Here is an 11,470-nt window from a genome sequence, read left to right on the forward strand (position 1 = left end):
TTACCACCAGCGGTGAAAGTGATGGACCGGCCCGCGGCCGTGGCCGACGTTTAGCCGCTCGCTGGCCTCAAGCGCTGCGTGCAGCCACTGCTTGGCCTCTTTGATCGCGGCAATCGGCGCCTGGCTGTCCGCCTCCGGGGGCAGCTTCGCCAGACACGCCGCCACCGCCGATGAGAGCGCGCAGCCGGTGCCGTGCAGGTTCTCGGTGGCGATGCGCGAGGCGGGAAGCCAGGTGTGCTCAGAAGGCGTCGCCAAAAGATCCGGGCAGGTTTCACCGGTCAGATGGCCGCCCTTGAGCACCACGAACGGCGCGCCGAGCCGGGTGAGCCCGGGCAGCATCGCCTCCATTTCATCCGGCGTTTTCGGCGAAGCCGACCCCAGCAGCACGGCGGCCTCGGGCAGGTTCGGGGTGATCACATGGGCCAGCGGCACCAGGATATCGCGCACCGCGCGGATGCCCTCGTCATCCACCAAAATATCGCCGCTTTTCGCCACCATCACCGGGTCGAGCACGATCCAGCGCGGGCGGTGCTTGTCGAGCACGTCCGCGATCACCTCGGCGACCTCGCGGCTGCCCACCATGCCGATTTTCACCGCGTCGATCTCGACATCCGCTAACAGGTTTTCGAGCTGGACGCGGATCATCGAAGGCGACACCGGCTCGACCTGGGCCACGCCCTGGGTGTTCTGCGCGATCACCGCGGTGATGACGTTGGTCGCGTAAACGCCCAGCGCCGAGAACGTCTTGATATCCCCCTGTAGCCCGGCGCCGCCGGAAGGGTCGGAGCCGGCGATGGTCAGTACCTTTGCAATGTCCGTCATCATTACCTACCTCTTACATCACGGAAGGGAGCCAGGTCGCGATTCCCGGGAAAAGCGACAGTGCCAGCAGCATACCCAGTTGCAGCAGGATGAACGGAATCACCCCTTTGTAGATGGCCGAGGTCGGCACACCGGGTGGCGTAACGCCGCGCAGGTAGAAAAGCGCAAAGCCGAACGGCGGCGTCAAAAACGAGGTTTGCAGGTTCACGGCGATCATGATGCCCAGCCAAATGGGGTCGACCCCCATGGCGAGCAGCACCGGCCCGACGATCGGTACCACCACGAAGGTGATCTCGATGAAGTCGAGAATGAAGCCGAGCAAAAAGATCACCAGCATCACGATGATCGTCGCCCCGACCACGCCGCCCGGCATCGACTCGAACAGGCTGGTGACCAGCTCCTCACCGCCGTAGGCGCGAAAGACCAGTGAAAACAGCGCCGCGCCGATCAAAATCAAAAACACCATGCTGGTGACCTGGGCGGTGGAGTAAAGCGCCTCTCTCAGCATCGAAAAGCTCAAGCGCCGATTCGCCGCCGCCAGCACCAGCGCGCCGAACGCCCCGACCGCCGAGGCCTCGGTGGGCGTGGCGAAACCGCCCAGAATCGACCCCAGTACCGCCACGATCAAAAGCACCGGCGGCACCAGCCCTTTCAACAAAAGCGGCCAAATCGCCCCCGGATGATTGAGCTCCGCCTTGAGCGTCTCACGATCCACCGCCGGCGCCGAGGCGGGCTTGAGCCAGGCGAAGATCAACAGATAAACGATATAGGCCACGACCAGAATCAGCCCCGGTACCAGCGCGCCGATGAACAGATCGCCGATCGAAAGCGTTTTCGGGCTCCAGACGCCCATGGCGAGCTGCGCCTGCTGGTAGGCGTTGGAGAGCACGTCGCCCAGTAGCACCAGAGCGATCGAAGGCGGAATGATCTGACCCAAGGTACCCGTGGCGCAAATGGTGCCGGTGGCAAGCGCCGGCGAGTAGCCGCGCTTGAGCATGGTCGGCAAGGACAAGAGCCCCATGGTGACCACCGTGGCGCCGACGATACCCGTCGAGGCGGCCAGCAGCATGCCCACGATGACCACCGAAAGCCCCAGCCCGCCGCGCAGCGAGCCAAAGAGCATCGCCATGGCGTCTAAAAGCGTCTCCGCCACTCGGGATTTTTCCAGCAGCACGCCCATCAGGATGAAAAGCGGCACCGCCAAAAGCGTCGAGTTGGTCATGATGCCGTAAAGACGGTTGGGCATCGCGCCCATCATGCGCGCCTCGAACGGCACCGATACGCCCAGCGCCTGTAGCGCCATCCCGATACCCGCAAAGGCCAGCGCCGTGCCGGCAAGCGACAGCGCCACCGGGTAACCCAGCATCAGCACGCCACACACGGCGGCGAAGAGCACCAGCGGCATGAAGTCCAATAAAACGGCCACTAGACGACCTCCTCGTGCTCATGGGAGGGGTTGGGCAGTGCGCCGCGGATGATCAGCGCCTGGCGGATCAGTTGCGCCACCGCCTGCAAAAGCAATAGCCCCACCATGACCAGAATCAGCGTTTTCAATAGATACACCGCCGGAATGCCGCCGTTGGGCGAGCGTTCGAGAATGGCCCAGCTACTCGCCACGTAGTGGACGCTTCCAATAGCGATGAAAAGCGCCACGGGAATGAGCAAAAAGAGCGTGCCGAGGAAGTCGATCCATGCCCGCGCCCGACTAGAGAGCTTGCGGTAAAAGATATCCACACGGACGTGGCCGTCGTGCTTGAGCGTCCACGCCGACCCCAGCATGAAGACCGCGGCGTGCATGTACATGACCGACTCTTGCATGACGATGCTGTTGGTTCCAATCACGTAGCGCAGCACCACGATGGCAAACTGCACCAGCATCATGACGATCACAAGCCAGGCGATCGCTCGGCCAACGCCTTCGGTTAGCCCATCGAGGGCGCGCAGCAGACGCGGCTCGTGAGAATTTGCACGCATTAGGGTGTCCTGCCTTCAAGAATCGACTCGAAATGATCGCTGATTCTAGCCCTTGCGTCATCCCCTGCGACCACGATAGGTCTTCAAAGCGCCCTTTTATGGCTTAAAGAGCGCTTACGGGCGGTTATAGCGCTTAGTCCGATGCGCTGGCGGGGCGTTGGTGCTGGCTATCCTTGAGGGCTTGCAGGCAGGCGGCGGGCAGCGGCAAATCGACGGCGACCGGCAAATGATCCGAGAAGAGGTGATCGAGCACGTTCACCTCGGCGGCCTCCAGGGTTTGCGAGAGCAGGATATGATCCAGCGCCCGGCGCGGCTGCCAGGAGGGGTAGCTCAAAAGCGGCTTGACCGGATGCAGCGGCAAGGAGGCGCTGAAGCGCTCGTGGGCGTGCAGCTGCTCCGGCGTGCAGTTGAGATCCCCCATCACCACCACGTGGCGAAGCGGGGCGATGATATCGCTCAGGTAGTTGAGCTGGCGCACCCGGCCGCGGTGGCTAAGCGCCAGGTGCGCCACGAAAATATGCAGCGCATCCGGGCCGTCGCCAAAGCGCACGTGAATGGCGCCGCGCCCTCGGGTGCCGGGCAGGCGGTGCTCTTCGATGCGGCTGGGTTTTAGCTTGGAGAGCAGCCCGTTGCTGTGCTGGGCCATGCGCCCCAGGTTGCGGTTGAGCTGCTGGAAGTGGTGCGGGAACCCGGCCTGGGTGGCCAGATATTCGACCTGATTGATGCGACTCGAGCGAAAGCTTCCGCCGTCGACCTCTTGAAGCCCCACCACGTCGAACTTGCCGAGCACCCCGCCCATCACGTCCAGCCGCTTGACGCGGCGCGGGTGGGGCAAGAAGTGCTGCCAGCTACGGGTCAGGTAATGATGGTACGCCGAGGTTTGAATGCCCACCTGGAGATTGAAGGTCAAAAGTCTCAGCGACCCTTTTTCCCAAAGCGGGCTATCCGTGCCAAGCGGTTTATCGTTGGCCGAGGTGCTCAGCACGATTACTCGTCACGCTCGCTGCGCACGCGCTCGATCAGCGCCTCGGCGATTACCGGCATGTTGTCCAGACCACCGGCACTGCTGGGCGTGACCACGTAGCGGCCGTCGACGACCAGTGCCGGCACGCCCATCAGGCGCATTTCGCGCATGCGGCTGTTGGCACGGTTGGTTTCGCTGCGCACCGGGAAGGAGTTCAGGGCCTTTTTGGCCTCGTCTTCGCTCACGCCGTAGTTGGCGAAAAACGCGGCGATGTCGTCTTCGTCGGTCAGCGACTGGCCGTTTTGGTGAATCGCGTCAAAAAAGTCTTCGTGCAGGTCTTCTTCGATACCCAGCGACTGAGCGGCGTAGAAGGCGGTCGCGTGAGTGTTCCAGTTGCCGCCCATGGTGGCCGGCATTTTGACGATCTCGACATCGTCACCCAGGGTTTCGTACCACTCGTTGACCGGCTCCTGCAGGGCGTAGCAGTGCGGGCAGCCAAACCAGAACACTTCGGTGACTTCGACGTTGGCGTCGTCGGCTACGGTCGCTACCGGGTTTTCCAGCAGGGTGTAATCCTGCCCTTCTACGACGTCCTGGGCGCTGACGCCAGCGGAAAGGGTAAGACCGGCCAGGGCCGCCACGAATACTTTAAGCATTATAAAAATTCTCCAAAGTTGAGCGAAGCCTATGACTCTCGTAACCGCCAAGCGGTTCCCGGGTAAGGCCCTTTATAGCCCGCGCCTGAGCCCGTCAGACAAACGTGAAAGCGCAGGGTGAAGATGATTCAAAAGCCATACTTGCCCGCTTTTTCGCCGCCGCCCAGTGTTACACTAGCGTTTTCAGCAAGCCTACCGGCCTGACCAAGTGTAACGAATCCCGCCCATGGCTTAAATGGCCGCCTCTGAACCGGCCACTGTGCGGGCCAGGATTTACAGCTTCAGGGTAGCCTTGATGTGTGACTCAAGCATTCAGGATCTTTTCCATGCCGACTCAAGATCGCGAAAGCGAAAGCCCTCGCCCGGCTAGCCCGCGCCTTAATTACGCCACCGCTCAGTTCATGGTGAGCGCCCCGCACCTGGGCCTCTGCCCGGACGACACCGGCGCCGAAGTCGCCTTCGCCGGGCGCTCGAACGCGGGTAAGTCGAGCGCGATCAACGCGCTGACCCAGCAAAAAGCACTGGCGCGCACCTCACGTACGCCCGGGCGCACCCAGCTGATCAACTTCTTCAGCCTGATGAACAACCCCGCCACGCGCATGGTGGATCTGCCCGGCTACGGCTACGCCAAGGTGCCCGAGTCGGTCAAGCTCGAGTGGCAGCGCCATCTTTCCGAGTACCTGACCGCGCGCTTTAGCCTGAAAGGCGTGGTGCTGTTGATGGACGTGCGCCACCCGCTGACCGAGTTCGACCTGACCATGCTCGACGTGGCCGACCAGCGTGGGCTGCCGGTGCACATTCTGCTCACCAAAGCGGACAAACTGAAAAAGGGCCCGGCCAGCGCGTCACTTCAAAAAGTGCGCTCGCGCCTTGTCGAGTGGGAAGACCTGGTATCGGTGCAGCTTTTCTCGTCGCTCAAACGCGACGGCGTGCCCACGCTTTGCCAGACCCTGGACCGTTGGCTCGACGCCCCGGAGCCCGAATAGCTCGGTCCAATAACCAAGTCCAATCACTCAGCCCGCCGCGTTCTCCAGCCGTTCGATCAGCGCGGGCAACTCCTTGACGTGGCTCAGCCGGTAAACGCGGCTGGGCAGCACCTGGTCGCTCTCGGCGGCGATCCACACCGCGTGCATCCCTAAGCGGCTGGCGGGCAGCACGTCCTCCTCCCAGGAGTCGCCGACGTGCATGGCGTTGTGTGGATCGACGTTCATCTGCTCGAGCACGGTGACGAACGCATGGGGGTCGGGCTTGGGCGCAAAAAGCTCCCCAGCCGCCACGGCGATGGGAAAGTAGGCGGCCAGGGGCTGGCGCTTGAGGTGAATATTGCCGTTGGTGATGGCCGCCAGGTGAAAGCGCTGGCCCAGCGTCTCGAGTAGCTCGGCGGCTTCCGGGTGCGGCGTCACCTGCACGCGCAGGCGGTGGAACTCGTTCATCGCCGCCGCCGCCCACAAAATGGCGCTACTGCGCGTAAGCCCCGCCGCCTCCAACTGCGCCTCGAGGGCGCGAAGGCGCAGCCAGGTGAAGTCGCCCCGGCGCTTGGGGGTCGCTTTTGCAAATGCCTGACGCCTTGTCAGGTAATCCGCCAGACCTTCTTCGAAGTCGATCGCAAGCGGCGCTTCGCCGCGCCCGCGCTGCCACTCGGCCAGCGCGTTTAAAAGCCACTGGTAGTGGCCCTGCTCGGTTTTCAGCATCACGCCGTGATTATCCCAAAGCGTATCGTCGAGATCGAAGGTGATGGCTTTTAGCTCGGCTCTTGGTTCGGCTCTTGATTCGGTCATGGCTCGCTCCGGGGGCGGCGTTTGGCACGGGGGTGGGCGGCGTCGTAGCTCTGGGCCAGATGCTGCCAGTCAAGACGGGTGTAGACCTGGGTGGTGGCCAGGTTGGCGTGGCCCAAAAGCTCCTGCACCGCGCGCAGGTCCTGGCTCGACTCCAGCAGGTGGCTGGCAAAGGAGTGGCGCAGCCGGTGCGGGTGCAAGTGCTCGGGCAGGCCGCGCTCGATAGAAAGCTGCGCCAGGCGCTTTTGAATGGCGCGGTGGCCAAGGCGCCGGCCCTGGCGGCCGATAAACAGCGCAGTCTCTTCTACCCCGGCCCAGCCGCCGCGGCCCGTGAGCCACTGATCGAGCGCGGCGCGGGCGCGGCCACCGACCGGCACCTGGCGGGGCTTGCCGCCCTTGCCCAGCACCCGCACGTAGCCCGCATTCAGGCTCGTCACATCCAGCGCGGCAAGCTCGGCCAGGCGCAGCCCGCTGGAGTAGAAAAGCTCGAGCATCGCCTGGTCGCGCTGGGCCAGCAGCGAGCCGTCGTGAGGGGTGTCGAGAAACTGCGCCAGAATATCCACATCCAGCGGCCTTGGCAGGTGGCTGGGCTGTTTGGGGGTGCGCAGCAGCTTGATCGGGTTGTCCGCCAGCACCTCCTGGCTTACCAGGTCATCGGCGAAGCGGGAGAGCGCGGCGCGGCGCCGCGCCAGGCTACGAGGGGCGAGCCCGCGGCTTCGCTCGGCCCCCAAAAATGCGCGCGCCAGCGGCGCGTCGAGGGCGGTGACCTCGGTGATCCCGCGCTTATCGGCAAACCGCGCGAACGCGACTAGATCCTGGCGGTAGCCCGCCACCGTCGCCGGGCTCGCCCGTCTGGCGAGCGTGGTCAGGTAGCCGTCGATGGCATCCGCGAGGGTAAGCGTCGGGTCAGCCATGCGGCCCCAGGCGCTGCAACAGCCTGGCGACGATATCGCCCAGGTACTCGGTAAATAGCGTGTCCATGCTCGCCTTGTAACACTCCGCATCCGGGCTCGCCAGCACCAGATAGCCCATGGGCTCGCCGGCGGAGAGGCGCGAAATGGCACACGACCCGGCCTTGCGCGGCGCTTTGGTATGGGGCAATAGGCGTTTCCAGTCGCTCACACTAAGCTTCGCGCAGCGGCTGCTGCGGCCATCGAGTAGCGCGCTCAGCCGCGTAGTGGCGTGCTGGTCGAGCACGTGGCGCGGCGGCTGGGGCAGCGCGGGCTCGTCATCGGTAAGCGCCGGCGGGCACCAAAGCGCCATGGCCGGCGTGTCAAAGCGCTCGCTCAGTTGGGTGGCCAGCGCCTGGGCCAGGGCGTCCCGGTCCTCGGCTTCGATCAGCGAAAGCATCGTTTCGCGCAGGCGCCGGTACTGCGCCTCGTTGTGCCGGGCGGTTTCCAGCAGGTGCTCCAGGCGCCCCTCGGCGCCTTCTGCCCGCTGGCGAAGATCCAGCACCAGCCGCTCCAGAAGCGACACGGCGCCGCCGATATCCGGGTGCGGCACCTTGAGCTGCTGAAGCAGGCCCTCCCGGCCGACGAAAAAATCCGGATGGCGGGCCAGCCAAAAGGCGACCTGGTCCGGGTCGAGCGTTTTGCGCGGCTCGGGGGCTTGCGACATCGCTATTCTCCTTGGAACTAGTTGAGCGTCACGCGGCCATCGAACACCCGCGTGGCCGGGCCGACCATGACCAGCGGGCCGTTGGTATCCGGCCACTCGATGAGCAGCTTTCCGCCGGGCAGGTGGACCGTCACCGGGCTTTGCAAAAGCCCCTGGCGAATGCCACTGGCCACCGCCGCGCAGGCGCCGGTACCGCAGGCCAGGGTTTCGCCGCTGCCGCGTTCAAAAACGCGCAGGCGGATCTCGCTTTTCGATACCACCTGCATGAAGCCGGCGTTGACGCGATGAGCAAAGCGCGGGTGCGCCTCCAAAAGCGGGCCCAGCCGTTCGACCGGGGCCTGCTCGACGCTTTCAACGGTGAGCACCGCATGGGGGTTGCCCATCGAGACCACGCCGATCTTGAGCCGCTCACCTTGAACATCGATCGCGTGCAGCGGGGCGTCTTCGGCGGCGTCGAAGGCCAGCGCCTCGGGCTCGAAACGCGGGCGGCCCATATCGACCCGTACCAGGCCGTCATTTTGTACATGGAGCGTAAGCGGCCCGCCCGCGGTTTCCACGCAAATCTCGTGCTTGTGGGTCAGGCGCTGCTCGCGGACGAAGCGCGCAAAGCAGCGCGCGCCGTTGCCGCAGTTCTCTACTTCGCTACCATCGGCGTTAAATATTCGGTAGCGAAAGTCCATGTCCGGGTCCCGGGGCGGCTCGACCACCAGCAGCTGGTCGAAGCCGATACCGAAGCGCCGGTCGGCCAATCGCGCGATCAGCTCATTGGTGAGCCGGGCGCGCTGGGTGACCAGATCGATGACCATGAAGTCGTTGCCCAGGCCATGCATTTTGGTGAAGTGAAGAAGCATCAAGACGCCTCGTCTGGCAGCAGCGTTTCGCCCGCCCACAAGCTCTCGAGCGTTTCCCGGGCGCGCACGATGTGAAAACGCTCGCTATCCACCATGACCTCGGCAGGCCGTGGGCGGCTGTTGTAGTTCGACGCCATCACATAGCCGTAGGCGCCCGCCGAGCGCACCGCCAGTAGATCGCCTTCGGCAATGGCGAGCTCGCGCTCCTTGCCCAGGAAATCACCGGTTTCACAGACCGGGCCGACCACGTCATAGACCGCCTTCGGGCGCGCCTCGCGGGTGTCCACGCAGACGATCGCTTGCCAGGCCTGATAAAGCGCCGGGCGGATCAAATCGTTCATGGCCGCGTCGACGATGGCGAAGTTTTTCGTCTCGCCGGGCTTTAAAAACTCGACCCGGGTGAGCATTACGCCGGCGTTGGCGGCGATGGAGCGGCCGGGCTCGAACAGCAAAGTCAGGTTCTCGCCGCCTTCCCAGCGCGACAGCCGCGCCAAAAGCTTACTGGCGTAATCGAAGGGCTGGGGCGGGGTTTCGTCCCGGTACGGCACGCCGAGCCCGCCGCCCAGATCCAGGTGTTCGATCTCGATGCCGCGCTCGCGCAGCCGCTCCATGAGCAGCAAAAGCCGCTCCAGGGCATCCAGAAAAGGCGCCGTCTCGGTCAATTGCGAGCCGATATGGCAATCGAGACCCTTGATCTCAAGGTTCGGCAGGCGGGCGGCGAGCTCGTAAGCATCGAAGGCCTCACTAACGGCGATGCCGAACTTGTTGTCCTTGAGCCCGGTGGAAATGTAGGGGTGGGTACCCGCATCCACATCCGGATTCACGCGAAGCGACACCGGCGCGACCAGGCCAAGCTCACCGGCCACCTGATTCAAGCGCTCGAGCTCCGGCGTGGACTCCACGTTGAAGCACTTGATACCCACCTGAAGCGCCCGAACCATCTCATCGGCGCGTTTGGCAACGCCAGAGAAGACGATTTTGGACGGGTCGCCGCCGGCGGCCAGCACGCGCTCCAACTCACCGACGGAGACGATATCGAACCCCGCGCCCAGGCGCGCCAGAAGTCCCAGCACCGCCAGGTTGGAGTTGGCCTTCACGGCGTAGCAAATAAGATGCGGGTGACTGCCCAGCGCTTCGGTATAGGCGCGAAAGTGACGCTCTAACGTCGCTTTGGAGTAGACGTAGCACGGCGTGCCGACCTCCAACGCAATGCGGCCAAGCGGCACTTCTTCGGCAAACAGCACGCCGTCGCGGTAGTTGAAGTGATCCATTAGCTCTCCTCGGCGGCGGTTTGCGCGTTATCGTCGGGCTGATAGAGCGGGCCCTTCTGCCCGCAGCCGGCCAGCAGCAGGGCGATGAGCATGATCGAAACGAGCGCTTTCATTTCGCCTCCCGGTGCGCCTTAAGGGCTTCCAGGGCGCGGCTGGCCGCAGCGCGCACTTGATCCGGGGCGGTGCCACCGATGTGGTTACGCGCGGCCACCGACCCCTCCAGGGTCAGCACCTCGAACACGTCTTCTTCGATGGTATCGGAGAACTGCTTGAGCTCCTCCAGACTCATCTCGGAAAGATCTTTCTTCTCTTTCAGACCAAACGCGACGGACTGGCCGACGATTTCGTGGGCATCGCGGAAGGCCACGCCCTTGCGCACCAGGTAATCCGCCAGGTCCGTGGCCGTCGAGAAGCCGCGCCGCGCCGCCTCGTACATGCTCGCTTTTTTCGGCTCGATGGCCGGCACCATGTCGGCAAACGCTTTCAGGCAGTCGAGCACCGTGTCCACGGCATCGAACAGGGGCTCCTTGTCTTCCTGGTTGTCCTTGTTGTAGGCCAGCGGCTGGGACTTCATCAGCGTCAAAAGGCTCATCAGATGACCATAGACGCGTCCGGTCTTGCCGCGCACCAGCTCCGGTACGTCCGGGTTTTTCTTCTGGGGCATGATCGAGGAGCCGGTGCAGAAGCGATCCGGCAAATCGATGAAATCGAACTGGGCGCTGGTCCAGAGCACGAGCTCCTCGCTCATGCGCGACATGTGCATCAACAGGATGCTGGCAAAGCTTGTAAATTCGATAGCGAAGTCGCGATCGGACACCGCGTCCAGCGAGTTCTCCGCCGGGCGATCAAAGCCCAGAAGCTCGGCGGTGACGTGCCGATCGATCGGGTAGGTCGTACCGGCCAGCGCCGCCGCCCCCAGGGGCAGCACGTTAACGCGCTTGCGGGTGTCCAAAAGGCGCTCGTGGTCCCGGGCGAGCATCTCCTGCCAGGCCAGCAGGTGATGGCCAAAGGTGACCGGCTGGGCGGTTTGCAGGTGCGTAAAGCCGGGCATGATGGTGTCGGCCTCATTCTCGGCAAGGCCGATCATGCCCTCGCGCAGCCGCGAAAGCTCGGCATCGATCATGTCGATGGCGTCGCGCAGGAACAGGCGAATGTCGGTCGCCACTTGGTCGTTGCGTGAGCGCCCGGTATGCAGTTTTTTGCCGGTAATGCCGATCTTTTGGGTCAAGCGCGCTTCGATGTTCATGTGCACGTCTTCAAGCGGCACCGACCACTGGAATTCACCGCGCTCGATCTCGCCCTGGATCTCGGTCAGTCCGTCGATGATCGCCTGGCACTCGTCTTCGGTTAATACGCCCACCCGGCTTAGCATGGTGGCGTGGGCGATCGAGCCTTGAATGTCCTGGGGTGCCAGGCGCTGGTCGAAATTCACGGAGGCGGTAAAGCGTGCAACAAAGGCGTCGGTGGGCTCGCTAAAGCGTCCACCCCAGGACTGATTCGTAGCTTGGGTCATCGAGGGTTCCTGCTGACAAAAAAGGTG

General features: G+C 63.8%; 13 protein-coding genes. 1 reads left to right on the forward strand and 12 read right to left on the reverse strand.

The features are described from left to right. From thiD to ACWHVV_RS17690, 5 genes are all read right to left on the reverse strand, one after another. Positions 1 to 822: a bifunctional hydroxymethylpyrimidine kinase/phosphomethylpyrimidine kinase gene (thiD, locus tag ACWHVV_RS17670; RefSeq protein ID WP_447929183.1), complete on the reverse strand. Its 822-nt coding sequence runs from the start codon at positions 820 to 822 to the stop codon at positions 1 to 3. Between the two features lie 13 nt (positions 823 to 835). Beyond that, positions 836 to 2,227, reverse strand: a complete 1,392-nt coding sequence (locus tag ACWHVV_RS17675) for a TRAP transporter large permease (protein ID WP_447929184.1) — start codon at positions 2,225 to 2,227, stop codon at positions 836 to 838. 20 nt (positions 2,228 to 2,247) lie between these two features. Next, positions 2,248 to 2,796 (reverse strand): TRAP transporter small permease subunit, encoded by a 549-nt coding sequence (locus ACWHVV_RS17680; protein WP_447530319.1) that lies wholly within the window; start codon positions 2,794 to 2,796, stop codon positions 2,248 to 2,250. A gap of 133 nt (positions 2,797 to 2,929) precedes the next feature. Then, complete coding sequence (locus ACWHVV_RS17685; protein ID WP_447929185.1) at positions 2,930 to 3,778, reverse strand: endonuclease/exonuclease/phosphatase family protein; 849 nt, start codon at positions 3,776 to 3,778, stop codon at positions 2,930 to 2,932. A gap of 5 nt (positions 3,779 to 3,783) precedes the next feature. Continuing rightward, complete coding sequence (locus ACWHVV_RS17690) at positions 3,784 to 4,416, reverse strand: thiol:disulfide interchange protein DsbA/DsbL (RefSeq protein WP_447927382.1); 633 nt, start codon at positions 4,414 to 4,416, stop codon at positions 3,784 to 3,786. Positions 4,417 to 4,742: 326 nt separating this feature from the next. Between ACWHVV_RS17690 and yihA the strand changes: the two genes are divergently transcribed. Next, positions 4,743 to 5,402, forward strand: coding sequence for a ribosome biogenesis GTP-binding protein YihA/YsxC (gene yihA / locus ACWHVV_RS17695; protein ID WP_447927383.1), 660 nt, complete (start codon positions 4,743 to 4,745; stop codon positions 5,400 to 5,402). Between the two features lie 27 nt (positions 5,403 to 5,429). Here the strand turns inward: yihA and ACWHVV_RS17700 are convergent, their stop codons facing one another. From ACWHVV_RS17700 to argH, 7 genes are read right to left on the reverse strand one after another with little or no spacing between them, the layout of a single operon-like run. Beyond that, positions 5,430 to 6,194, reverse strand: a complete 765-nt coding sequence (locus tag ACWHVV_RS17700) for an HAD family hydrolase (protein WP_447927384.1) — start codon at positions 6,192 to 6,194, stop codon at positions 5,430 to 5,432. Continuing rightward, the gene (locus tag ACWHVV_RS17705; RefSeq protein ID WP_447927385.1) at positions 6,191 to 7,105 is read right to left on the reverse strand and encodes a tyrosine recombinase XerC; all 915 of its coding nucleotides are present in this window, start codon (positions 7,103 to 7,105) and stop codon (positions 6,191 to 6,193) included. The genes ACWHVV_RS17700 and ACWHVV_RS17705 overlap by 4 nt, the downstream gene beginning before the upstream one ends. Further along, complete coding sequence (locus ACWHVV_RS17710; protein ID WP_447927386.1) at positions 7,098 to 7,808, reverse strand: DUF484 family protein; 711 nt, start codon at positions 7,806 to 7,808, stop codon at positions 7,098 to 7,100. Before ACWHVV_RS17710 ends, ACWHVV_RS17705 begins: the two co-directional genes overlap by 8 nt. Positions 7,809 to 7,825: 17 nt before the next feature. Beyond that, entirely contained in the window at positions 7,826 to 8,659 is an 834-nt protein-coding gene (gene dapF, locus ACWHVV_RS17715) for a diaminopimelate epimerase (protein WP_447927387.1), read from the reverse strand. Next, positions 8,659 to 9,930, reverse strand: coding sequence for a diaminopimelate decarboxylase (gene lysA / locus ACWHVV_RS17720; protein WP_447927388.1), 1,272 nt, complete (start codon positions 9,928 to 9,930; stop codon positions 8,659 to 8,661). Before lysA ends, dapF begins: the two co-directional genes overlap by 1 nt. Beyond that, the gene (gene lptM, locus ACWHVV_RS17725) at positions 9,930 to 10,043 is read right to left on the reverse strand and encodes an LPS translocon maturation chaperone LptM (protein ID WP_447927389.1); all 114 of its coding nucleotides are present in this window, start codon (positions 10,041 to 10,043) and stop codon (positions 9,930 to 9,932) included. The genes lysA and lptM overlap by 1 nt, the downstream gene beginning before the upstream one ends. Continuing rightward, positions 10,040 to 11,443 (reverse strand): argininosuccinate lyase, encoded by a 1,404-nt coding sequence (argH, locus tag ACWHVV_RS17730; protein WP_447927390.1) that lies wholly within the window; start codon positions 11,441 to 11,443, stop codon positions 10,040 to 10,042. The genes lptM and argH overlap by 4 nt, the downstream gene beginning before the upstream one ends. Between the last annotated feature and the right edge of the window lie 27 nt (positions 11,444 to 11,470).

Source organism: Vreelandella sp. EE27 (assembly GCF_968206495.1).

Coding starts and splice junctions, on each gene's coding strand:
- thiD (WP_447929183.1), bottom strand. CDS start 822: ATGACGGACATTGCAAAGGTACTGACCATCGCCGGCTCCGACCCTTCC.
- ACWHVV_RS17675 (WP_447929184.1), bottom strand. CDS start 2,227: ATGCCGCTGGTGCTCTTCGCCGCCGTGTGTGGCGTGCTGATGCTGGGT.
- ACWHVV_RS17680 (WP_447530319.1), bottom strand. CDS start 2,796: ATGCGTGCAAATTCTCACGAGCCGCGTCTGCTGCGCGCCCTCGATGGG.
- ACWHVV_RS17690 (WP_447927382.1), bottom strand. CDS start 4,416: ATGCTTAAAGTATTCGTGGCGGCCCTGGCCGGTCTTACCCTTTCCGCT.
- yihA (WP_447927383.1), top strand. CDS start 4,743: ATGCCGACTCAAGATCGCGAAAGCGAAAGCCCTCGCCCGGCTAGCCCG.
- ACWHVV_RS17700 (WP_447927384.1), bottom strand. CDS start 6,194: ATGACCGAATCAAGAGCCGAACCAAGAGCCGAGCTAAAAGCCATCACC.
- ACWHVV_RS17705 (WP_447927385.1), bottom strand. CDS start 7,105: ATGGCTGACCCGACGCTTACCCTCGCGGATGCCATCGACGGCTACCTG.
- ACWHVV_RS17710 (WP_447927386.1), bottom strand. CDS start 7,808: ATGTCGCAAGCCCCCGAGCCGCGCAAAACGCTCGACCCGGACCAGGTC.
- dapF (WP_447927387.1), bottom strand. CDS start 8,659: ATGCTTCTTCACTTCACCAAAATGCATGGCCTGGGCAACGACTTCATG.
- lysA (WP_447927388.1), bottom strand. CDS start 9,930: ATGGATCACTTCAACTACCGCGACGGCGTGCTGTTTGCCGAAGAAGTG.
- lptM (WP_447927389.1), bottom strand. CDS start 10,043: ATGAAAGCGCTCGTTTCGATCATGCTCATCGCCCTGCTGCTGGCCGGC.
- argH (WP_447927390.1), bottom strand. CDS start 11,443: ATGACCCAAGCTACGAATCAGTCCTGGGGTGGACGCTTTAGCGAGCCC.